The sequence below is a fragment of the Halorubrum lacusprofundi ATCC 49239 genome (genome assembly GCF_000022205.1).
GTDB classification, from domain to species: domain Archaea; phylum Halobacteriota; class Halobacteria; order Halobacteriales; family Haloferacaceae; genus Halorubrum; species Halorubrum lacusprofundi.
The window spans coordinates 211,348-234,089 of record NC_012028.1 but is presented as its reverse complement, the minus strand read 5'-3'; the positions used below and the strand labels follow the sequence as shown (position 1 = coordinate 234,089).

At 61.1% G+C, this 22,742-nt stretch carries 14 protein-coding genes and 3 pseudogenes; 7 read left to right on the top strand and 10 right to left on the bottom strand.

Translation table 11 applies throughout. The features are described from left to right. Window positions 1-158 precede the first annotated feature (158 nt). Window positions 159-2,096 (bottom strand): homing endonuclease associated repeat-containing protein, encoded by a 1,938-nt coding sequence (locus HLAC_RS14665; protein WP_015911507.1) that lies wholly within the window; start codon window positions 2,094-2,096, stop codon window positions 159-161. Between the two features lie 341 nt (window positions 2,097-2,437). Between HLAC_RS14665 and HLAC_RS14660 the strand changes: the two are divergent. Next, window positions 2,438-2,755 (top strand): annotated as a pseudogene (locus HLAC_RS14660) (sugar transferase); the annotation flags it as partial. Between the two features lie 240 nt (window positions 2,756-2,995). Here HLAC_RS14660 and HLAC_RS20010 read toward each other — a convergent pair. Continuing rightward, window positions 2,996-3,844, bottom strand: coding sequence for a nucleic acid-binding OB-fold tRNA/helicase-type (locus tag HLAC_RS20010; RefSeq protein WP_015911506.1), 849 nt, complete (start codon window positions 3,842-3,844; stop codon window positions 2,996-2,998). 620 nt (window positions 3,845-4,464) lie between these two features. Between HLAC_RS20010 and HLAC_RS20005 the strand changes: the two are divergent. Further along, a pseudogene (locus tag HLAC_RS20005) lies at window positions 4,465-4,592 on the top strand (RNA-guided endonuclease TnpB family protein); the annotation flags it as partial. Window positions 4,593-4,708: 116 nt separating this feature from the next. Here the strand turns inward: HLAC_RS20005 and HLAC_RS14650 are convergent. From HLAC_RS14650 to HLAC_RS14640, 3 genes are all read right to left on the bottom strand, one after another. Continuing rightward, the gene (locus HLAC_RS14650) at window positions 4,709-5,287 is read right to left on the bottom strand and encodes a hypothetical protein (RefSeq protein ID WP_015911505.1); all 579 of its coding nucleotides are present in this window, start codon (window positions 5,285-5,287) and stop codon (window positions 4,709-4,711) included. Between the two features lie 390 nt (window positions 5,288-5,677). Then, a complete protein-coding gene (locus tag HLAC_RS14645; protein WP_015911504.1) occupies window positions 5,678-7,282 on the bottom strand; it encodes a hypothetical protein in 1,605 nt (534 codons plus the stop codon). Window positions 7,283-7,392: 110 nt separating this feature from the next. Beyond that, a complete protein-coding gene (locus HLAC_RS14640) occupies window positions 7,393-8,313 on the bottom strand; it encodes an ArdC-like ssDNA-binding domain-containing protein (RefSeq protein WP_049933814.1) in 921 nt (306 codons plus the stop codon). A 462-nt stretch (window positions 8,314-8,775) separates the two neighbouring features. Between HLAC_RS14640 and HLAC_RS14635 the strand changes: the two genes are divergently transcribed. Further along, window positions 8,776-9,072 (top strand): toxin-antitoxin system TumE family protein, encoded by a 297-nt coding sequence (locus HLAC_RS14635; protein WP_015911502.1) that lies wholly within the window; start codon window positions 8,776-8,778, stop codon window positions 9,070-9,072. A 72-nt stretch (window positions 9,073-9,144) separates the two neighbouring features. Next, on the top strand, window positions 9,145-9,540 hold the full coding sequence (locus HLAC_RS14630; protein ID WP_015911501.1) for an HVO_A0114 family putative DNA-binding protein: 396 nt from the start codon (window positions 9,145-9,147) through the stop codon (window positions 9,538-9,540). Window positions 9,541-10,236: 696 nt separating this feature from the next. On the opposite strand, the gene HLAC_RS14625 is transcribed toward HLAC_RS14630, so the two are convergent. After that, window positions 10,237-10,494: a hypothetical protein gene (locus HLAC_RS14625; protein WP_154018585.1), complete on the bottom strand. Its 258-nt coding sequence runs from the start codon at window positions 10,492-10,494 to the stop codon at window positions 10,237-10,239. A 210-nt stretch (window positions 10,495-10,704) separates the two neighbouring features. Between HLAC_RS14625 and HLAC_RS14620 the strand changes: the two genes are divergently transcribed. Then, a complete protein-coding gene (locus tag HLAC_RS14620; protein ID WP_049933811.1) occupies window positions 10,705-14,250 on the top strand; it encodes a type IV secretory system conjugative DNA transfer family protein in 3,546 nt (1,181 codons plus the stop codon). A gap of 101 nt (window positions 14,251-14,351) precedes the next feature. Here HLAC_RS14620 and HLAC_RS14615 read toward each other — a convergent pair whose 3' ends face one another. The 3 genes from HLAC_RS14615 to HLAC_RS14605 all read right to left on the bottom strand — a co-directional run bounded on the left by HLAC_RS14615 (window position 14,352) and on the right by HLAC_RS14605 (window position 19,625). Next, window positions 14,352-15,674, bottom strand: coding sequence for a phage NrS-1 polymerase family protein (locus tag HLAC_RS14615; protein WP_015911499.1), 1,323 nt, complete (start codon window positions 15,672-15,674; stop codon window positions 14,352-14,354). 701 nt (window positions 15,675-16,375) lie between these two features. Then, window positions 16,376-18,511, bottom strand: coding sequence for a VirB4 family type IV secretion system protein (locus tag HLAC_RS14610; RefSeq protein ID WP_015911498.1), 2,136 nt, complete (start codon window positions 18,509-18,511; stop codon window positions 16,376-16,378). Continuing rightward, a complete protein-coding gene (locus HLAC_RS14605; RefSeq protein ID WP_015911497.1) occupies window positions 18,504-19,625 on the bottom strand; it encodes a TraC-like domain-containing protein in 1,122 nt (373 codons plus the stop codon). Before HLAC_RS14605 ends, HLAC_RS14610 begins: the two co-directional genes overlap by 8 nt. A 204-nt stretch (window positions 19,626-19,829) precedes the next feature. Between HLAC_RS14605 and HLAC_RS18895 the strand changes: the two are divergent. Next, a pseudogene (locus HLAC_RS18895) lies at window positions 19,830-19,958 on the top strand (RNA-guided endonuclease TnpB family protein); the annotation flags it as partial. Window positions 19,959-19,999: 41 nt separating this feature from the next. Here HLAC_RS18895 and HLAC_RS14600 read toward each other — a convergent pair. Continuing rightward, on the bottom strand, window positions 20,000-21,067 hold the full coding sequence (locus tag HLAC_RS14600) for a TrbL/VirB6 family protein (protein WP_015911496.1): 1,068 nt from the start codon (window positions 21,065-21,067) through the stop codon (window positions 20,000-20,002). A gap of 667 nt (window positions 21,068-21,734) precedes the next feature. Between HLAC_RS14600 and HLAC_RS14595 the strand changes: the two genes are divergently transcribed. Beyond that, window positions 21,735-22,706 carry a transposase gene (locus tag HLAC_RS14595; protein ID WP_241211159.1) on the top strand — a complete coding sequence of 324 codons (972 nt, stop codon included), beginning with the start codon at window positions 21,735-21,737 and terminating at the stop codon, window positions 22,704-22,706. Window positions 22,707-22,742: the final 36 nt, after the last annotated feature.

Genomic DNA, 22,742 nt, shown 5'->3' with positions numbered 1-22,742 from the left:
ATACGGGTCGTTTTCGTGTACGTCGACCGGAACACATACCTGTGCCCCACGCCTTCTACAGAATGGGTTCGGACCCTCTCAGGCGATCGGGTGCTGATTTTCAGGGTAGGGACCTGCCCGATCGTCTGCGTCCCCACTGCGATTGACTTTCACGATGGCTACGTTCTCGTATCGTCGTCGAATGCCGCTGCAGTCGCTTCACTCCACGAGCCGAACCGGCGCTGATACGTCGTACACCCGTACGCGCCGTGCTCGGTCATGTCGCGCATCGAGGGGCGCTTATCCAGCTCATCGCGAAGCCGCCGCAGTTCTGCGAGCAGCTCGTCGTCAGTCGGCCCGCGATCCGGATCGAACCCCGCCGCGTCGAGCGCTGCAGACCACGATCCGAATCGGCCCTGGTAGGCCGTGCCGCTGTACGCGCCGTCGTCTTCGACGTCCAACAGCGAGGGCACCTTCTCACGCTCTTCGTGCAGCCGGTGTAGATCCGCAAGGAGGTCGTCATCACTCGGCCGATCTGCGTACGGATCGAACCCGGCCGCCTCTAGCGCCTCGCGCCACGACCCGAATCGGCGCTGGTACGTGGCGAGCCCGTGCGCCCCGTGTTCGCTCACGTCCGTCGTTTTGGGGCGCCGATCGAGTTCCTCGCCGAGTCGCTGGAGATCGGCGATTAGGTCGGCGGTTGGGATCTGGTTCGAGGCGTCTGTTGTCGTCTCGGTAGGCAGGTCGATTCCCGCTTCGTCGACGGCGTCCGCCCACGAGCCGAACCGCCTCGTGTATGTCCGGGCGCTATGCGAGCCGTGTTCGCGCATGTCCCGTGAGGTAGGCGACCGACCGAGCTCATCAGCAAGCGCCCGGAGATCATCCAGCAGTTCCTCGTCCGAGACGTGCGGACCCTTGCTCCAGTTACTCCGGTCACTGCCCGTACCGCTGTCGCCCCGGCGAGAGTTGAGGGTGGACTCGGAGACATCCTCAAAGGTCTCGACGAGCGCAGCGGTCCACGAGTCAAAGCGGTTCTTGTACGTCGCCGATGAGTACGCGCCCTGTTCCTCCATGTCTGCGACAGTTGGTGGGTGTCCGACCTCCTCACGGAGGCGCTGGAGCTCAGCAGCCAGTTCGTCGTCCGAGATAGCGGGCCCATACGGATTCGGCTCGAAGCCGGCGGCCGCAACGCCCTCGTTCCACGATCCGAACCGGCGGTGGATTGTACTGTCAGCGATGTCGCTGTGCTCGTTGAACTCCGGGATTGATGGTGCGCCATCAGCATCGACAACGTCGGCGACGCGGCGGATCTCTGCGAGGAGATCCTCGTCGGTGTGTGTTACGCTAGTGGACTGGTCAGTGGTGTGGCTCTGCGGATCGTCATCAGGGATGGTGTCGAATGCGGCGTCGAGGACGTCACCCCACGAATCAAACCGGCTGTAGTACGTCGGAAGCGAGTATGCGCCGTGGTCGCGAACGACCGTCGTCGTTGGTTTCCCGCCGAGCTCGTCGTGAAGCCGGCGCACCTCGGCAAGTAACTCCTCGGTCGTCACGCCCTGGGGCGGCGGCGGGTCGAAGCCGGCCGCCGTGAGCGCGTCTCGCCACGACCCGAATCGGTCGTTGTACGTCGTCACCGCGTGGGCACCGCGCTCGTGGACAGCCGTCGTCGTCGGTCGGTCTCCGTCGTCGCCAGCGAGCCGCTGCAGCTCGGCGATGAGCTCGGCATCCGAGACGTGCTCCCACTCGCGGGCAGGAACCTCGCCAAAGACTTCCTCAAGGGCGTTCGCCCACGAACCGAACCGCTCGTAGTAGGTGATGTACGCGTACGCGCCCTGCTCGTCCATCTGGTCGGCAGTAGGAATCTGGCCGCGGTCGTCACGAAGCCGCTCAAGTTCGTCGACGAGATCCTCACGCGGAAGCTTTTGATTCGGTGCACGTGGCTCGAATCCGGCGGCGTCAACGGCGTCGTTCCACGATCCGAATCGCTTCGTGACTGTTCGCGCCCCGATCTCGCCGCGGTCTCTGAACTCCTGGAGACTTGGCGCGCCATCGGCGTCGGTCTTTTCTGCGACGCGACGAATCTCTGCAAGGAGTTCCTCATCGCTGTACGACGGCATATCCGTGAAACAAACGCCAGTCGGTATGAGTGTTCGGGGATCGAACACGGCAATTTTAACACCAGAACGACAGTTGAGCAACGCTCAGGTGATTGCCAACCAGCATACGCGCGACTGCACGCGTTACCCGACAGATATCGCTGTCTGGTTTCCCTTAAGAACGTCCTCAGAACTCACAGCAACCGTCTGATCCCCGACGGTATACTCATCGGGATGTGTGACACAGATCGTCACCATTCCGTCCGGGACCGGTGCAGTTCGTGTGTACCTCTGGTTGTCGTATCCGATAAGCACCGAGGTGGTTGCCGTCACCTGCTCGTCTTTTGGAAGTTGCAAAGGCAAAACCTACCCATTCCGATGAGATCCCGCAGTTGTGGTCGATTCTTCGCGGCGATATGAGCGTTGTCGAGCCACGAGTAGTGTGGACCGAAGAAGAACACCTCTTGGAAGCTGAAACTGAGACGTGGCGCAAGCGATGGTTCGTCAAACCCGGCTTGACGGGACTCGCACAGATTAACGACGCTAGCAGCGTCGAACCCGAAGCCAAACTCCACTATGACCTCCAGTACGTACGCGAGCAGTCATTCACCTACGACGTGAAGATCGTCATGCGACAGCTCTGGAAGGTCGCCGTCGACGTGAAAGCGACGCTGTGGTGATCGTCACTGCGCCCGAACGAAGGTGGTCGACGCGTGATCTGGTTGTAGGCCCTCCTCATGGATCTACCTGTGCGGTCGGTTGTGGCTGCGCGCACAGCGACCGTAGGGAGCGAGCACGGAGCGGAGGGTGGGGTGGTGGGGTGTGGCTGGATGGTACACCAATGCCGATCATCCAGCCAAGCGCCGACTACGCAACCAGCCACGGCATGCCCACACAGCAAAAAGGGGGTATACGTTGCCCTACGCGTCCCACCACCGATCGCGCTCGGGGAAATCGACTCGTGACCACCCGGTCAGCGCCACTGACACGCGGCCGTCGTACCAGCTCGTCGCGACATCAATCAGTCGCACCCGCTCGCCTTCGTCGATGAGTGGTTGGGCTGATTTGTGCCACACCGTCACCTTGATCTGCCCGGTATCGTCTTCGAGGAGACCAACTTGCTGGATGGCTGGGTGAGACGGCTCCCAATCATCAGTCCACCGCCCCGAAATGCTCACCGTCCCGCGAGCGATCTCGCTAATTGTGTCGATCGGCATGATTGTCCCCAGCGCCTGCTGGACCTGCTCTGTCACGTGGATGACCGCCGTCGTCATTTCTGCACCGTCGGCGACGCGCCGCGCCAGTTGTCTGCTCACCGCCGCGGCCGTCCACCCATGGGTGCCCTTTGCGATCCGGCGTGCCTCCTGATTCACCGTCGCCAACGTATCACGAGACAGTCCCGCTCTGGGATCGTCTCGGTCGGGATCAGCCCACGGATCCACGCTTGCACGCCGCTCAGCAAACACATCTCGGCGCTTTTTGCTCTCCTCGATGGCGACCTGTCGTGTCCGAGCTTCTCGATCGGAGGTCTGCCGACGATCCCATCGCTCGCGAGTGCGTGCCTTTTCAGCTTCGCGCGCTAGCGCTTTTTCCTCGGCAGCCAGGGTGAGTCCGCTCAGCCCTGCATCGGGGTGATTTGCGTCCACCTTCGCCTGTGTTTGGAGCTCGACTCGGGGCCACAACGGCGCATCGACCGGCTCTGCATCTACTGGTTCGAGTCCTTGTTCATCCACCGACACCTCCGTTGTCGAAACGTTGGTATTCTGCATTGGAGTTACATCCTCCGAAGACGCTCACGCGCTGCCCCCGCAACCTGCGTTATCGCGGGGTTCCGACGACGTCGACGTTCGATAGTACCGCCTACGCGCTCTCGCTCGCGCCTTCGCGAGCGCCCTCGGGCGCGAGCGAGAGCGCGCCTGCATGAGATGATCGCAACCAGCACCGCGCGCCGACCCGCCCGGAGCGAGCGGCCAGCGCATTCCCCGTTCGCCGCGACGCAACCACGTCCGTCGCGGTCGGCTGTGTTGAGGTCCGTAGGACCCGAACGGGTGAAGCGCTGGCGTCGAGGGCACATGCAATTTAGCCCGGCAGGAACCGCACCGACTGGAGCGGAAGCCCGCCCGGAATGGTCGGTCGCGAGCGAAGCGAGGCGTGACCGCAGGGAGCACCTCGCTAGTGAGCCGGGGAGCGAAGCGACCCGCGAGCAAGCGGAGGGCGGAATGCGGCGAGCGGTGCGTGCCGTTCGAACTCTATCTTTTCACAAGGAGAGAATCCCGCCGTTTACGGCGGGCGTGAATCCGACACTTGTTGACCAGTCCACCGATGACACTCTGGCCGGATATTCCACGGTAATCCACAACTATTAAGTAACTGGTTCTACATAGGCTATATGCGTCAGAAGATAACTCCTATCCTCACGGTGAGGATAGGAGTAACGGCTGTGTGGCACAGCCATCGACACACTTGTTCGATTCAGAAAGTGGAGCGTTCGCCCCGCGAGAACAGGTCGTGTCGTAGACCGGCAAATATCCCACCTGCGGTACGGGAAGCCCCGGCGTTCACGCCGGGGAGGATGTCACCTGATCGAGGAGTGCCCACATGCCCGGAGTTATATCTCCACCGACACGGGGCCTTCACAACCCATCGCAGACTGTCTCCAGCGCAGCCGTGAGCGACCCTTCGAACTGCCACGTCGCCTCGCTGAACGCCCCCTCTGTTTGATCGTCCCATCGCGGGAATCCACACTGCTCGCTGACGGCCACCTGCCACGTGGGGGGCTCGATCTGTCCGAGTTCGTATGGAGGAATCGCGACGATGTACAGATACTCCTCATCGCCGTGAATGCCCGCGCGAGGATCCTCGATCCCGTGGCCAAGCAGAAACAGTGGCTGTGAGAGGTGTTGCATCCGACTGGGTTGACAGACGTCGGCCGGCGAGTGCGCGTCAACTCGGCGCCGTGCTTCCCGATCGGGATCAAGATACAGTGTCAACGACGCCAGTTTTTCGAGGAAGACGTACTGAGCGGCCGCATACGAGGGCCCCCGGACACTGGTTGTCGCCTCCAACAGCTGTTTGAGTTCTTGCAAGCGCTTGAGCACGCCACTCGGATACCCGTCTGAGTGCGTGTACACCTGTGCGACTGGATCGGCCGGATCGGCCGTCTGACCCGCTTCGAGGGTTCGGACGAACCGGAGTTGACATCGGGTTGACATTGTGTCACGCCGGCAGTTAGCTCGCCGGCGTCCATCGCGGCGAGCGAAAAACCCTATTATCGCTCCGTCTCAGCCGATCGGTGGCAGCACACGATGGCCGCAAGGACGATAGCTCGCCATCTCCGGACCGTGGGCGATGACGATGGTGACTGTCGTCTCACACTGTGGACACGTCTCGTACGACCCCATTCTCAACTGCTACGCTCAATCCGGCCACAGCGCTCACACGCCATGAGCGACCCGTCCGGGGTGTCGTAGCACCTACGAGCAGCAGGAGGGTGTGAACACTGTCCCCACGCCGTGTGGGTGAGTTGTGTGTCGATTCGATCGCTCAACGTTGCCAGTGGATTGGTCATGGCGGCCGCCCCTCAGGCGCCGCAGATACTCCCACTAGCCGAGCGTCACACCACGATCACGAAACACGCGCTTGAATCCTTGTTCCTGAATCGCACCCACCAGATCGGTGTACGCCTGTCGCGCGCTCGGGTCCTCGAGGAGTTCGCGAAACCGACTCTCAAAGCGTCGCCCGTGAGCCGTCCGCCGCTTATCTGAGCGGTCGTGGGCCGCCTCGTGACACAGCACCAAAAAGAGATCGTGAGTCCACACCGCGCGTTTCGGGCTCGTCACCGCCGAATCAGTAATCACGATCCGGGTGTAGCCATCCGTCCAGGCGTCGGCGGTCGCCTCACCCCACGAGATGGTGCGATCGATCCCCATCGCATCGGCAAGCGCCCGCGCAAACAGGAGATAGCGACCTTGTCGGGTTGTTAGTTCGATATCGGCGAGCCGGGTGTATCCCTCCCAGATGCCGAGCGCTTCCGCGCGTTCGTGGACCACAAAGGTGTCTGGCAGCGTGATCGCGGCGTCGTCATCGCGAGCCGCGCGTGCCAGTTGATCGGTTGCCTGATCGGTCGTATCGAGGATAATGGATCCGCGCTCGACGAGTGCGTCCGCGCCGTGTCCCACACCCTCCTGCAAGGCGATCTGCGGGGCCGCCTGTATCTGAGCGAGACTCACCGGCGTCTCGGTGACGAGCTGGAACACCTGCCGCCCGCGCCACCGCTCACGAAGGCCCTCATCGGTTGCGATCAACTCGGCCATCATCGATCGCGTCTGGGCGGCAAGGGCGTTATCGCTGAGCTGGTCGTACAGCGCGATTCGTGCGTCTTCGAGTGTCTCTTGGATGCGTCCCCACCGATCACACCCCGATTGGATGTCCGTCCGCCCGAAGTTCAGCGTGAGATTACCGTTCGAGACCACGACGCCCCCGACGCCCGCATCGTGATCGGTGGTGACGTACAACCCGTTGCTGTAGATGGCAAGCCCCTGATCGGGCGTGTGGGTGAGCGCTAGGTAGGCGTCGGTGGTCTCACGAGTGACGGCGACACGCGCGTCGTCGACGGTATCAAAGGGATGCCCGCGATCGACGGGCGTCCCGTTCACCACAATCTCGACGCCCGTCCGGAAGGTGAGGTAGCCGAATCGCTCGCAGAGCCGATCGTAGATGCGTGGCCATCGGTAGCTGTCGGGGGCGGGTACCTCATTCGCGTAGTGATCAATGGTTACGCAGACACCGTCGAACGCATGCTCGGTGTCGACGACGACCCCGTTCCGGCCGGCCGCCTGCGCGAATGGTGCTGTGTCTCTGGCGTCCTGATAATCAAAACACAACGCCTGGTGGCCGCTCCAGATGCGGACGGCGCCTTTTGCGATGATCGCGCCCGTGCCGATTCCCCACTCGCCGAGTGTCGCGTCGTCATCGCGCGCTTTGGTTCCCGCCCCAAGCACGGAGAGATCGCGACGACCCGCTTTCTCGGCGAGATCGACGCCGGCGCCGTCATCACAGACAACTGTCCGGTCTGGCGTGACGCTCACCAACACGCGCTCGGAACCCGGACTGTCGACGCCGTTCTGGACGGCTTCACGAATGGCATCGGTGAGATCCGCCATCTGGTCTTCGATCAGGTACTGGGCGACCTGATCGGTGGTGGTCATCTCGACAGAAGCGGTACGACTCGGCTCGGTCCCCCTCGATTCTGGGGGTGTCGACTGTTTGGACATGGTGTCCACCCCTCGGGCACCACAGAAACCCAGCAAGGGCGTCCTCACTGCGTGTCGATCGCGTCGATTAGCGTGGTACTCACGTCGCGGATTCGCTCACACCGAGTGAGGAGCTGCTCACTCTCATCATCGCTCCATGCCGCGAGATACCGCGCGGATCCGTCCATCTCGAGATCAAAGTGGCGCCCAACAACGTATGCGACCGCCTCAGCTTCCCGTTCACGTGCCTCCCGCCCGGCCGCGTCAGTTGAATCATGCTGCAGTGCGTGCGCGTACTCATGAAGCAGCGTCCCCGCGACGGCCGCAGTGTCGTCGTCGCGCACCTGCACGTGAGGGTCACCGTCGACATGGCGACACACGCCGTCCGCGTCGCCGTGGGGCCATGCCTCACTCTCGAGTATCTCGACTGCGATCTCGAGATCGGTGACCGCCTCGAGGAGCGCCGTCACCAGCCCGTCCGCGTCGCCCTGAGCTGCCGTCTTCAACTCGGGAAGTGACTCACCGTCAGTTTGAGAGACGTCGAACACCGGAACGGGCTTGAATCCGACAACATCCGTCTCCCACTCGTTGGGTGGCGTGTCGTCATACGCACAATCGTTGGTTTCGTGGTAGGTAGGTCCATCTCCGCACTCGGGACACTGATTCGTGATGATCGGCGCCCAAATCCAGATCGCTGACTCGCCTTCTGTCACGTGTCGGTCGAACTCTTCTTGCCACGTCCGATACCCCGCAACCCGTGTCGCGTCGGGATACTGCAGGGTGATGAGCAGCGTGTTTCGGTGTGAGTAGTCGCGAAAGTGACTCTGCACGTCAAGCCACCGCTGGAACTGTGCGCTGGCACGCGCTTCGTCGACGCCGTCAACGAGTTCGGCGAGCCACTGGTCGATCGCTTGATGCATCTGGTCGGCGCGGGCGTCACCGTCACCGAAGGTGACTGACCCGCTCGTGGACAGGGATTTAGCCATGCTCCCACCCATTGGGAGCATAATAATCCGGCTGAGCCACACACCGAGCAGACGCTGGCGTCATCGTGATCGGGATCACCGCATCGGTCTCATCGGACTCATCGACACAGCGGCGTTTGTTGTCCGCGAGTGCACGTCTCGGCATCACAATCCGGTCACGGCGTACGTCGGTCCGTGGAGACACTCAAGATGCTCCAGACGACATCACCGAGCGGCGATTCACGAACCATGGCATAGAGTATCTCTTTGCGACCAGGCTTCACAGAGCGCCTCCGCATCGCTGGAGAAGTGTCCGCTGCTCTCCGTCTATTCGAACTGAAGACGGTCGTTTTCGCGCTCCAGGCTTGACATCCTCCCCGCGCTGAAGCGCGAGGCTTTCTCCTTGATGCCCTGTAATTCTACCGCTATTGTTAGGATTTTCCCTAACACTTATCGGAACCGGTTGCGTCAGTAAACGTGTGGATGAGCGATGATGTCACCGTACTCGAAGACGAGATTGAAGCCTACGCCGACGGCACCGTGGCGCGGGTGCGCGTGCTCTCGGTCCCGACGTCGGAGCGATTCGAGGAAGGGATCAAGTACGCTTACCACTACGGCGAAGCCGGCACGGATGACCCGATCATCCGGTTCGACAACCACCACGGCGTCCACGAGCTCCACCTCGGGGGCGAGACCTTCGAGATCGACTACCCCGGCCTCGCGGAGATCTTCCGCGCCTGGCGGGCAGCGCTCCCTCCGGAGAAGCGCGACGACTGGTAGCCCATCCGAGTACGGTAACCGACGTACAGACTCCCGACCAACCCCGACCAACCATCCCACGCCCCACACCTCATGACCCGAACACTCCACGTCCAGATCAAGCCCACCGATCGTAGTGACCTCGAAGAGCGTCTCGAAGCGATCGACGCCGGCGAGGACGTCGAACCGAGCGAGCCGACGCTCTCTATCGAGGACCTCGAAACGTTCGGTCGCGTCTTCCGCTCGACCAACCTCGAGCTCCTGGAAGCGATCGTCGAACACGAGCCGGAGAGCATCCGCGAGCTGGCGCGCCTCGTCGATCGGAACCCGCCAGAGGTCCTCGAGAACGTGAACGAACTTGCCGACTACGGCCTCATCGAACTCGAAGAGGACGGCCGGGCGAAGCGGCCGGTCGTGTGGTACGACGAGATCGATGCCGACATCCCGCTCACCCCGCCGTCGGGGCAGGACCGCAAGGCGAACGCCTGAGGTAGCGAGAGAAGATGGGCGGCGACGTCGATCCCGGGGACTAATACATGCATTTTTGGCTCTGTTGAAATCCTCTTCTTCGAATATATTCTCAACTGGATTGACATCCTCTTGCGCCTGAAGACGCAGGAATCCCGAGCGTTGGGAGTTTCAGGTTTGCAACCATGCTTCTGCCACTTCACGGGAGTCCGTTTAACCCAGCCATCGTGGTCAGCGGCTGACTGGCGGTGCCAAACCGCCGTTACTCCTATCCTTGGTGTCAGTGACTCCCATCTGTTGTTTTTGCCAGCAGGGAGTCGTTGACACTTCGACGGACTCGGAGTTACCTTTGGCTTGCTCAACCAACAGGCACAAGGCGAACGTCTCTGCGTTCGTGTTCACCGTGTCGGTGTTCCGGATATTGTCTCATTAGTGGCGGGTAAACCGCCTCCAAAGGCCGTTCGAAATCGCTCCGTTCCGACCTGACCTTACTCCTGCTACGAGATGGTATTATTTGAAACTCCGGATTAGAAACTCAAAACTGCCATTGAACGAGGATTCGTGTAGTGTATTGTCGGATTCATCCTGCGGCTAAAGCCGCAGGTATTCTCCTTGCTCTTTATAACCGATTGATGAGAACCGTGGACCGCTCGTCACCGGTTCCGTTACCGGGATGGTGACTCTCGACGACGCGAACACTTCGCATGACGGCAATTCTCAGACACTGTCGGGTTCTACCGCGATCCAGACACCGTACGCGAACACGGCAAATCCCGTAACGAAGACTGGGATCCCAACGAGATAACCCCCGCCGGTAATACCAACATAGCTGAACAGAGCCAACGAGATGCCGAGAGAGATGAATATCGCGGCTTTTCCACCGAGGTCGTACAGGACGGTGGTCGGAATCGGGTCGAGCCATCCGCTCATTACGTGAGATGTGGAGGACTGGATGCTTGACTCTTCGTCACTCACCTACCCGTCATCCGGAGAATGAGCGATATGTCTCGACTGAGATAGTCGATAAACCCGCCGTATCATATCCAGTCTCTGTACTGAGCGATTGCGGGTAAAAACTATCACCTGCTAAGGATTTCAACAAAGCCGGATATTTGTATCCTGAACAGCCGTCTCTACCTTTCTCGCCATAAGATTAAAATCAAATGGATGTACATTTTACAGGCCATGGGGCAGCAGCCCGACCCCTCCCCGCAGCAAGACGCCACACACCTCCACCTCCGGCCGACGGACGCCGCCCTGTCACCGGCAGCCGTTACGCAGGGCTTTTGTCGGCTTCACAGCAGTGATGCAGACACCGACGGGTGGACCGACCGGCTCTTCGGGACGCGGGCGCCAACCTTTGAGTTCCGGCTCCAGCGGCCGGCCGGCCCGGACGCCGATCTCACCCTCTATGCCGGAAGTACTGATGCGCCCACAGCAACGCTACACGAAGGGTTACGCACCGCGTGTCCGAACGAGTACGAACTCACGCCGGCGACACCTGAGTCGCCCGCAGCGGTTGAGACACCGACTCCCGACGATGAAGGTACTTCGCTGGCAGCCGTCGAGTGGGTCGGTGACGCCGAGCGACGCGATGACTGGCAGACGCAGTTGACACCGTTTGCCGTGTTTCAAGCCACCGACGAAACTCGGCTGCCACTGGCGGTGATCGCCGAGGCACTGACAGACACCACCGCAGCGGTCACCTATCAAGTGGTGTGTCGCCGGTATCGCGACTGGCGCGGTGACGCCCGCGCTCGACAACAGCAGCTCGAGGCAGGTCGCGACACGCCCGCCAGTCGCGTTGTGGATGATCTGGTTGGCGATGTGCTGGCCGACACTGCTCCGAAAAAACGGCCCACCCAAGACCGCCAGCGCGATCCGGCGACGGCTGGCCGGCAAGAGGCGATCGCCGCGGCCGACCCGCAATACGCATTTCTCGTGAGCGCCCGCTGTGTGATTCGCGGGCCACAGGCAGAGCCGCTCGCACGCCGGCTTGCGACCATACTCGAGGGGGTGAGCAACGCATATTACACGATCGACGGTACGGTCACGACCGGCGCCGACGCCGAGCCGGTCGTCGAGGCGGTTCGTGAGCGGACGGTCCATGAGCCAACCTACGACACTGCGCGCACGAAGCTGCCGTGGACGGCAAACCGGAGCCGCGGACTCATTATGGACGCGGCGACGCTCCCCGCGATCTGTCTGGTTGATGGCACCGCACTTACTGCAAGCGGCGCACGCGCCGTGGATCCGACTGCCGCCGATCGGACGGCGCTTCCACCTCCGCCTGCCAGCCAACTCACGCGCTACCGTGACTCCGGTCTTGTCATCGGCCAGCCACTCGATCAGGACGGAACGCCCACCGCCGATCCGATCGCGGTGCCGCCGGCGCTCCAGCCGCTCCACGTTGCGTGGTTCGGGAAGACGGGCTCGGGGAAATCAACGAGTTTGCTGACGGGAATGCTCGCAAACGCCGACGCCACAGCCGGTGCCGACATTCTCATCACGCCGAAAGGCGATGCGATGGCCGACGCGTATCTGCGGGCTCATTACGCGCGCTACGGCACACTTGCGAACGTCTACTACTTTGATTGTGCAGAGACGCTCCCCGCACTCTCATTTTTCGACATTCGCGACCAGCTGGCGGCCGGTATCGATCGCACGACCGCCGTCGAAGATCTCACGGATCACTACATCGAGATCCTTGAAGGTGTGATGGGCCGTGATCGCTTCCGGCAGGCCGTCCGCTCTCCCGATATCATTCGTCAGTTGGTGAAAGCACTCTTTGATCCCGTCCACGGGAGTGATGCGTTCCCTCATCGCGATCTCCAACGCACAACAGCCCGGTTTCACGAAACCGGTGAGCCGCCGCCAGTGGTCAATGACGAGCTCCAATCGATGCTGTACAACGTGGCCGCCAACAGCCAGCAGTCGTTTGATGAGTTGCTCCAAGGGGTGCACAACCGCATCGAGAAAATCCCGCTCGATGAACGGCTGGGCCAGCTGTTTAACCACGTCCCCGAACCTGGCGATTCGCAGTTCGATTTGCGATCGGTGATCGATGAAGACGCCATCATCATTCTCGACACCGGCGGGTTGCGCACCGCAAGCCAGCGCGTGCTCACACAGACCGTCCTCTCACAGCTGTGGACCGCGCTTCAACGGCGGGCACACACGACTGAGCCGGCCGACCGGGCACTGGTGAATCTGTATCTTGAGGAGGCCGCTCAGCTCGTCTCCTCCGGTATTGTTGATGACTTGCTCGCCCAGTCGCGGTCGTTCGGCTGTAGTGTCACGCTTGCCACGCAGTTTCCGGGCCAGCTGCGTGTGCGTGATGAGGCAGCGTACATCGAGCTGCTCAACAACGTTTCGACAATTGTGACTGGTAGCGTCGCTGTCGACACCGCACTCACCACGCGACTCGCGACTGCCGATCTGGAGCCCGCAGCCGTCGGCAATCGCCTGCGGTCGCTACAGCGTGGCCAGTGGCTAGTGCGGCTGCCCGCTCCGTTCGGACTGGAGCCACCACGGCCGTTTCTGGTCGCGAGCGCGCCCCGTCCAGCCGGCCATCCGGATCGAGAGTCGTTTCGGCCGGCACGCGAGACCGCGTTTGCCGCCCAGCGAGACGTGCTTATCGACCGGACACGGCTTGAGTACGGAATCGACGTGACGGCGACGCGAGCGACGACCGGGTCACCAGAGACTGAGACGGCTGCTGGCGACGAGGCCGCACCTGCCGACTCGGAGACGACCGTCTCTCGGATCGATTCGGCGCTGCCGTACACTGAACGACTGCCAGAGCCCGTTATCTACGATGATGAGCGCCACGCGCTCGTCTGTGTGGCGTGTGAGACTCCGTATGACCCCACCCCGGCTGGGCTTCGGGCGGCGATGGGCTGTTGTCACGACCCGACGACGGTCGATCGGGCCGACTGCCCCATCTGTGATCTGCCGCTCAAGCTCACCTACACAGAGCGCCACGAGAGCGCCATTAGTGATGCGGGACTCCGGTTTCTGCAAGCGGTGTATTCAGCCCACCAACAACAGTACGACCCCACAATCGAATACGATATCACCCGCGACAGCATGCGGCGGCTCGAAGAGTACGTTGGCATCGACGCGACCGAGGTCGACGAGCTGCGCGAGGCTGGACTGGTGAGCTGTGATTGTCGGTATCCGCATACGCTGTATACGGTCACACCGGACGGCCGTGATGCCATCGGCGTGCGCCACCGCGAAGGCGTCGCTCACGGCGCTGGCGCAGGCGATCTCAGCGAGTCCAGCTTTCACGTGGCCATGGTCGAGGTGGGGAGTCAACTGCTCGAAGCGGAGTACGTCGACGATCCGAGCTCTCCGGCCACAACGGTCGAGCGCTACTACGAGGTGCGCGAGGGGCGGCTTGATGCTGCGGCCGTCGACGAGACCGGTGCCGTCGTCGCCGCGCTCGAAGCCGAGCGCATCAACAACGATGCGAGTCGGGCCATCCCTGAGGATTACGACAAACTGGCGGCCGAAGAGCCGAACGCGGCCATCTGGATCGTCAAAAACCGCGAAGCCGCCCACGCCGTGATCGAGGCGCTCAACACGCCGCCAGACGGACAGCCCCGCGTCGAAAAGAGCTACGGGAAACAAACCCGCCCAGCGGTGTTCACGATCGACCAGCCGGGACTCACCGACGTGTTCACGTTTCAGTCGGTTCGTGATACGCACCTCGACGCGTCAGAGTAAGTTGAGAAGTATTGCGGTGAATCGCCTCGATCTGCTCGGTCTGTCGATCACGATCGTCGATAAGTACAGGGACGTGTCCCGCGGAGACCGAAGCGTACGCGTTACAGCGGCCACCAACTGGCTGTTTCATCCTCATCTGTGGCGCGTTCGAGCGCCTGTCGTCGGTTCCGTTCGGCCGCTAAATCCGCTCGAAGCTGTTCGTTTTCTTCGATGAGCGTTTCAATTCGGGCTGTCAGCTCTTCGAGTCGTTCGAGACGTGCGCGGGCATGCTGTGGGTGAGCTGCTGGCCCGGAGTTGAGTGTCGTTGCTGCCGTCGCGGGAGACCCTGCGGTGGAGTCACCGGCTGATGATGTCTCGGTTCGGCTGGGTGGTGTCGATTCGGCTGGTGACGTCGACGCGTGCTGTGCGGGATCGGTCGCCGTTGGTGTCGAGGGAGCCGCTGAGTCATCGGGAGCGGTGTCAGTGTCACCGGCCGACGGTGATGCGTCGGCTGTCCCCGGTGGCGTGTACACGTCGTCTGTACGAGCGATCGCCCGCTCAAGCGTCTTCTCACCGTAGGTACTGCCGTCAGCGTAGTGGACCTCGTCCCACTTGTCACGGGCCAGCCCCGACTGTCGAAACAGTCGATCCATTCGACCGCGATCCCGGCCCGTCCAGAAAGCAAGCAGCCGACACAGTGCCATGTCTGCCTCAGAGTGGCTCTCGTAGCCGCTGGTGTCACCTCCCCAGAGCCGACGAAACTTTGCACCGTTGGCAGCGGCTGTTGCCCGATTGAGTAGCTCCTCGTCTGAAAGCGCACCGACGCCGGCGGTGGCTGTCTCAGGTGCGGTGGTGTCATCGTTCGGGGATCGATCCGTGGTGGTACTGGGCGGCTCGCTGGACGACTCGGAAGCCACTTTCTCAGCGTGAAGCGACGCCACCGCTGCCGTCCGCTCGGCTACCGTTGCGGGTGTTTCTGCAAGTTGTGTGCCGGTTACAGTGAAAAATCGCGATCGGTCATACAGCTCAAGGTTGCCAGCGCGGTTGCGTCCCTCAGGGAGCGCCCCCGTGACGAGAATGTGATAGCCGGTTTCAGAGGGGCTCACTTCCGTGTACGAGTCGAGTTGGGTGATGATCTGGCTGGCCCACGCGGTCGGCTCGCCGGTGTCAGGATCGCGGCAGTCATCCAGATCGATCCCGATGAGCGGGTCATCTGTCGTAAACACAAACCCCAATCCATCGACTGGGGTTGATGTCACCGCCTTGCGGGCCGTCTGGAAGTCTCGCCACGTATCCGGATCCGTCGTCGACGCAAACTGCGTTGTGCCGGGAATAATCGGGACTTTGGTGTGCTTGTCCTCTCGCTGTTGGCTTCGCCAGCACACCCACTGGTCACGATCGACGAGCGCGTCCGGGAGGGTGTCGGCGGTCGGGGGAATTCCCATAGTGTACGCGTGACATGATCACACGGATCAGGCAAATAAATATCGCCAGAGACGCACTCACCGAGCATCTCGACGTCGGCGTCGACCACGTATTGTTGCGGGACGTCTATCGGGTCGTACTCGTGTATAGATCTTCGGGTCGCTCTGTACGATCGCATCTCGATCCGTCTCCCTGCCGTCTTTGGGTGGTCTTCCCGTCCGCAATAACACTGCAGACAACGGGTGACACTGTTGGGGTCACCACCCCGGAGAGACGCGATCGACACACACCGGCCAGGACGGCCGATCGCAATCGGCTGGTACGCTCTAAAAATCGCTCGACGGCGTCGAGAGTCGATCGATGCTGTTTCCGACAGCGCATCCGTGTCGTCGTCGACGACGGCGGTAACCTCTCTGATGGCCGACATCGAGATTCACCGGTATCACCCCCACTATTTCCAGGGTGATCGACAGAATTACGATCGACATCTCACAGCCGTGATGTATCTCGTGGCCCCGCGTTGTGCCCGAGTGGATCGTCGTCGACGACACGTACGGTGGACAGCACGGCGTACGATCGGGTGAGACGCAGATCGCTGCCGCCCTGCCGAGTCGCCTGTGGACGCAACATTGATCGGTGGGGGGTACCACCCCCGCTGTTACACATCTTCAAGAGTGATGTATTGCGGTCGGGGTGTCGGCTGAAACATCGGTGACGCGTGTCACTTGTTCGGTGCTCGGTGAGTGGGTGCGGTGTGGAACGCTGCCCGTTCGCTCTCGATGGTGTCGCCGGCGCCCGGAAGCGACGCCAGTTCTTGGGTGGCTGGGTCGAAGTCGATGACCCGTTTCTCGTTGGGCATCGCTGTGACCTGGATGCCGCGCCACTCGCCGTCGACGCCGATGAGCGCCTCAGCGAAGCCGGCATCCTCGTTGCCGGGCACCGCATCCTGGACGAACCGCATCTGTGCGTAGTTCAACCCGAATTCGGCGGCCCACGCCTCGTCCATCCCGTCGAGGCGATGGAACTGCTTGACGGCACACTGATCGAGGATGGCCTCGCTTTCGGCGTGCTCGAAGAACTCATCGACGGTTTGGGTGACCAGCCGGATAGACAGATCGTGATGCCGATGGTGACGGAACACGGTTTCAAGAAACGCCAGACTCGCAGCATCCTGCATGATGTAGCGTGCCTCATCGATGTAGAACACGACCTCTGTGTCCGATATCTTCGCTCGCTCGTACACCAGCGAGATGAGCAGCTGCATCGTCAGCGCCGTGCTGCTGTCGACGCTACCCTCCTGTTGGGCGAGATCGAGGTAGATGACCTTCTCGTCGTGGATGTCGAAGTCCGACGCTTGACCGAGATTGGCGTGGCGACCGCCCCCTTCGAAGGGGCGAAGCTGATCGAGTAGCCACGTTGCATCCTCTGTGATCTTCTCTGTCTCCTCGTCAGATCGGACGATGAACGCCTCAGGGTCGTCGATCATGTCCTCGAAGACATCCAGCATGTCGCGGATGGTCGGGCTCGGGTTGCTGTGCGTGGCAATGTCGTCCGTAATCCCCTGACGTTTGTAGGCACGCTTGAGCCCGAGTTCGAGCGTCGTCCGTCGATCCCCGAGTGAAATCCCCCGCAGTGCGAAGAAGTTCGTGAGGAAACTCATCGCGTCATCGAGTTTTTCGTTAAAGGGACTCGCGTCCTCACCCATCGCCCGCTGGACGTGTTCGGGGGTTTCGCGAATTTCTAGGGGATTTAGCCCGAGCGTTCCGCCGACCGTGATGCGTTTGGCGCCGAGAGCTTCGGCGACGCCGGCCCAGTTGTTCAGCGGTTCGAGGATGATTCCGATGCGGTCCTTGCTCTGCTCGATCGAGCGGATGAAGTTTTGCTTCGAGCTGAACGACTTCCCTGAGCCCGTGTCCCCGACCGTGAACATCGCATAGCCGTTCTCCCGGGCGAACGGATCGATGACGACCGGACTCTGGGTATCTTTGTGAATTCCGAATTCGACGCCACCCTCTTCGAGAATCGTCGCGTTGTGTGGTGAGGAAAGCATCGCGCCGACGGCGCCCCCGAGCGCGATCGATGTGCGTCCGAACACGTTCTTGCCGATGGGTGCGGCAGACTGGAGGGCGAGGTCTTGCCGGCAGATCGCCGTCTTCGGCGTGAGGTTCGCTGGATCATCACGGAGCGCACTGGTGACTGTCTGGACGGCATCTCGGAGGTCGTCTTTCTCGTCGGCCCGCACCGTCACGTACAGCCCTTGATCGAAGACACGCGCGCCGTTCTCGACGGCTTTGTAGGTCGCGGCGGCTTCGTTGGCGCGCTCTTGCAGGTAGGTACTCCGAACGCTCTGTTCGAGATCAGCATCCACCTGGAGATCATCAGCGATCTCTTGCAGTTCGTTCCGCGCCCGCTCCTGATTTTTTGGGGTGAGATGCGCCGTCAGGTCGAACTGGATATCGGTCAGCTCGAAAAGGTCGCTCAGATACCCGTCGTTCGGGTAGTCCGGGTACTCAGTGATGTACAGCGTCGTCGTCCACTGCTCGCCGACGCGTGCGGCTCGTGTGTCCCATTCGATGGCGGCCGGTGCGGTGATCGTCTTGTGTGATTCGGCGATGTCGTCGAGCAGTTGCCGTTCGGCCTTGCCGTCTTTGAGTGTCTCCTCGTCGAGGAGATCTGAGAATGCGACTTCCTCGTCGTCATCTTCGGAGTACCAGTCCCAGAGCCGTGTCCCACCGACGCCGAGAACAACCGCGATGCCGACGTAGAGGGCGGCGCCTTCAGCTGCGATCGGATTCGACAGCCACTCCACTAACTGGCCGACAGCCTCGCTACCCGACTGGAGGATTTGGTTATCCATTGTGCGCATCCTCCCGGCGCGAGTGACCCATAATTGCGTGGTCGCGCACGATACGCTCTGCGTCGTCATAGTCGTGCTCGCAGCCGTTCCAGAAGTCCATATTGAGGACGAACAGCTCGACCGTGCTGAGCCGGCGGGCAGACCACCCCGAGGCCTGTTGGATGAACTCGGTGCGCACGTCGGTGACACGACTGTCGAGTTTCTCGAACAGTTGGGCGCGGCGCTCAACGGCGGTGAGATTCTCGCGACGGGTGACAAACGGGGTGAACAGGAAGCCGATCACGGGGAACTGGGTAAGCTTCTCGGCGGGCGTCTCCTCATCGCGGAAGCGGTCATACACCTCCAGCGGGGTGACCTGGACGCCGATGTAGTAGCGAATCTGCTGGGTCCCCCGCTCGCGCATCTCTTTGGGGCGCGTCTCTCGGTACTCCTCAAGGAGTTCTTTGAAAACCGGGTTCGCTGTGACGTCTTCGTCGTGGAGCCGGTCCTCGATAGTTTCGGTGATCTGTTCGACCGGGAACGAACGAGTTGTCGCGTGGAGTTTGAGCTTTGCGTCCAGTTCCGTGTTGGCAAACGCTTCGCCGGCGTCTTGGAGCTGGGCCCAGTCATCGGACATCGCGAAGTCCATGTTGTCCGGGTCGATCTCGATGAACGCCTCCATCCCCCCGTCGGCACGTTGGATCGCCCCAGCACCTGGCCACGCCCGTTCGATATTCGTGAGGTCTTGGGTCCGCTCGTCAGGTGTAAACGGCGTGTAGTTTGCGAGGCCGCCTGCATTCCGGTCTGTTTCGGTGGGACTCTCGTCAGCGTGCTCGGGGGCACTAAACGTGATCTGTGGTCGCATAGCGTATCGCGAGACGTCTTTCGTCCACGTCCACGCGTTCACGTGGGTTGGCGAGACGTAGACGATTGCGACGCCGAGCCCGAGCCCGCCGGCAACAAACGGAAGCGCAAGCGACTCGACGCCGGCGATTCCGGCGACGAAGAGCCCGACGATCGGAAAGGCGATGAGGACGCCCACGTCGCCCTCCTCGATGTTAAGGTACGGAATGTGGCTCTCCTCACCGAACTGATTCATGATGCGCCGTGCAGCTGCGTCTGGGTCTAGTGACATTGTTACTGGATCCCTCGATCAAACTCCATTCCGCGGGCCGTGGTCTGTGACGCTCCCGTGGTGTCTATCTTTTCACAAGGAGAGAATCCCGCCGTTTACGGCGGGCGTGAATCCGACACTTGCTGACCAGTCCACCGATGACACTCTGGCCGGATATTCCACGGCAATCCACAACTATTAAGTAACTGGTTCTACATAGGCTATATGCGGCAGAAGATAACTCCGAGTCCTCACGGAGAGGATAGGAGTAACGGCTGTGTGGCACAGCCATCGGTACACTTGTTCGACCGCGAGAGCGGGACGGTTCGCCCGAGAGAACAGGTTGTATCGTAAACCAGTAAATATCCCACCTGCGGTACGGGAAGCCCCGGCGTTTACGCCGGGGAGGATGTCACTGGGTCGTTTTCGGTGCGTCGATACGACGGTGTGTCGCCGTCGTCGCGGTGGCCACCGCGCGCGGCCGCTTTCTGTGCAAGCGCGTGTCCTGCGGCGGCTTTCGGCCCCCATCGGGCGGCCGTCGTCGCGACGCCGACGCCGCCGACGTACGCACCGGCAGCCACGCCGCCGACAAGCGTCGCCCCCTTTGTCGCGCCACCGAGGACTTTTGCCGTCAGTGGGGTCGCGAATTTGAACGTCTTCCACGAGATGTAGAGCGCGATGACCGGAAGTGAGACTGCGACCAGATACCGCAAAAAGGGGGTACTCGGGGAGATTGCGTTCTGAGAATACAGAAGGTCGTATCCCTTGAACACTACCGCTGCCGGGAGAGGCAGGATGGCTAATGGAACAAATCGCTTACTGAACCCCATTGCGATATCGGAGAGGACGGGGATGTTTCCATATGCGAGAGCGAACCCAATCGGCATCCCATATACGAAGACGTACAGCAGGACCTCACGAATGTAGTAGAGTGCCTCCAACGCCCACATTGAGAGTCCTCCAATGAGAGCAAAGACGAGCGAAAGCCCGGGGTTGCTGAGCGAGACCTCTAAGAAGTTGAGCATCGCATCACTCAGAGAGTCCAAACTCGGCATCAGGGCGATGGTGAATCCGTCTACGATGTAGAGACCAAGGATACTCACCCAGTACCAGGTGATGATCAGGAATGCACCGACCCAGGCGGTTTTCTTGGTGCGTCTGGCCTCGTATGCGCTTCCGATATTGAAGATTCGGACTGTGTGACGGCCTTGGACGCACATCACGAGGAGAAGTAGTGAGATCAACATGATCTCACCACCGACCAGTGTATCCTGAATCACAGGCCAAGGAGCGTTATTGGGATTGCCAAAGACAAATGCACCATCGGTCTCTGGTGTAGGTGTCCCGAATATCTCCTCGGAGAGGATTTCGTAGCCTGATCGCAGCCCGTCCATGAAGAGGCTGATTACCCAATCGACGACCTCTTTGAACCCCTCCAGAACGATGTCGATTAGATTTACCATGATTAGTCCTCGTTGATGGAAATTTCGCAGGTATTGGATTCTTGAGACGCTGAATACTGGATACCGTACGTTTTGATGGTTCGATCTCTTCCAACTCGGGTTTCGAGAATGAGGTCGTACTCACCAGTCTTCGACTCCTCCGAACAGGACGTTCCCGCTCCCGGAACGAATGCGAAGGGTGAACGTGAACTGTATATCGTAACTCGTTCTCCGGGGAAGATTGTGACCTGTTTAACTTCCGAATCTGATCCAGGGTCGTGACATCCTCCTCGCCGTAAACGGCGAGGCTTCCCCCGCACGAGGAAACCCGGCCCGTTACCGAGCAGGTTTCAGGACCTTCTCTCCCGAGGTCGGTGGGACGGGTTTCGTCCCTCGCTCGGGAGCGTCCTGTGGCGCTGTCACGGGCGCTCCCACCCGCGAGCGAGTCATCGACGCCCGGTTTCTCGGGGCGTCTCTCTCTCAAGCGGTCATGCCTCACGGCACGGTCGGTTCGGTCACACTTCCCCGACCCGTAGGCCGGGTTCCCGTGCTGACGAACGACGCGAACCCCGCAGTCGGTTGCAGAACCGACCCGTGGGAACCGACGCCCGGAAATACTCGGGACGCTAGTTTCAGCGCGTCTCGTACTCCCGCGCAAGTGCCGAGAGCCGACGCAACCCTTGCCAACGTGTACGAGACGGCGTGTACTAAGCATTTGGGTTTCGGTGAGCAATCGTCGGCGGTTGCTCAGCACCGTGTCGGATTCACGCCCGCCGTGAACGGCGGGATTCTCTCCTTGAATCAAGATAGCGACCGGTGGGTGTTGCACGTCGCTGCGAACTACGAAGTCGAGCCAGACCACTCGTGTTCGTGTGAGAGTGACGAGGTGACTCCGGTAGGGTTCGACGTTGGTGAATCCAAACTCTTGGTGGGCTGTGCCTTCCGAGACAACACACCCATTGACCCGTTGTTCGTGGATGGTGGTCGCGTCCGACACCTCCGACAGAGGCAAGAAAGTGCCGAAGACCGCTTGAAACAACGCTACGCGTCGAACCTCTTAGACAACCTCGTGTGGGGTCGGTGGCAAGACGCCATCGAAGACGAAATCGAGAAAGCCTCTGCGCAGGCCGTTGAGTACGCGTCCCAGTTCGAGAACCCGGTCATCGTCCTTGAATACCTCGACGGTATCACTGACGAGGACATCGGAAAGTATTGGAATCGACGCCTCGGCAAATGGCTGTTCTCTCGATTGCAGTCGCGTATTGAGGAGAAGGCAACGGAGCGCGGTATTCCTGTGGAGTACGTGTCTCCGCATTACACGTCGAAGACGTGTCACGCGTGTCAGCACCTCGGATACAGGCCGCATCAAGGGACGTTCAAGTGTACGAATGAGGCGTGCTGGGTGTCGGAGTACCAAGCAGATTTGAATGCAGCGGCGAACATAGCCAATCGGCTAAATCCGTGGGGAGAGAGCCTGCCTTGGAAATCGGCAGGCGATGACTCGCTTCGGAGCGGGGGCCAGTGGCAGGCCCACGAAGACACGTCACCGAGTGAGGGACTCCCGTCTGAGAAGCGGGCTTCCGATGACAAGGTTTCGTCTAGCTCACCAACGGTGGGAGCGGGGGCGAAGCCCGAGACCGGTGACGCGCACACGTCTTGAAACCTCAATCCAGTACATTTGCTGGTATTCCACCTG

Coding starts and splice junctions, on each gene's coding strand:
- HLAC_RS14665 (WP_015911507.1), bottom strand. CDS start 2,096: ATGCCGTCGTACAGCGATGAGGAACTCCTTGCAGAGATTCGTCGCGTC.
- HLAC_RS20010 (WP_015911506.1), bottom strand. CDS start 3,844: ATGCAGAATACCAACGTTTCGACAACGGAGGTGTCGGTGGATGAACAA.
- HLAC_RS14650 (WP_015911505.1), bottom strand. CDS start 5,287: ATGTCAACCCGATGTCAACTCCGGTTCGTCCGAACCCTCGAAGCGGGT.
- HLAC_RS14645 (WP_015911504.1), bottom strand. CDS start 7,282: ATGACCACCACCGATCAGGTCGCCCAGTACCTGATCGAAGACCAGATG.
- HLAC_RS14640 (WP_049933814.1), bottom strand. CDS start 8,313: ATGGCTAAATCCCTGTCCACGAGCGGGTCAGTCACCTTCGGTGACGGT.
- HLAC_RS14635 (WP_015911502.1), top strand. CDS start 8,776: ATGAGCGATGATGTCACCGTACTCGAAGACGAGATTGAAGCCTACGCC.
- HLAC_RS14630 (WP_015911501.1), top strand. CDS start 9,145: ATGACCCGAACACTCCACGTCCAGATCAAGCCCACCGATCGTAGTGAC.
- HLAC_RS14620 (WP_049933811.1), top strand. CDS start 10,705: ATGGGGCAGCAGCCCGACCCCTCCCCGCAGCAAGACGCCACACACCTC.
- HLAC_RS14615 (WP_015911499.1), bottom strand. CDS start 15,674: ATGGGAATTCCCCCGACCGCCGACACCCTCCCGGACGCGCTCGTCGAT.
- HLAC_RS14610 (WP_015911498.1), bottom strand. CDS start 18,511: ATGGATAACCAAATCCTCCAGTCGGGTAGCGAGGCTGTCGGCCAGTTA.
- HLAC_RS14605 (WP_015911497.1), bottom strand. CDS start 19,625: ATGTCACTAGACCCAGACGCAGCTGCACGGCGCATCATGAATCAGTTC.
- HLAC_RS14600 (WP_015911496.1), bottom strand. CDS start 21,067: ATGGTAAATCTAATCGACATCGTTCTGGAGGGGTTCAAAGAGGTCGTC.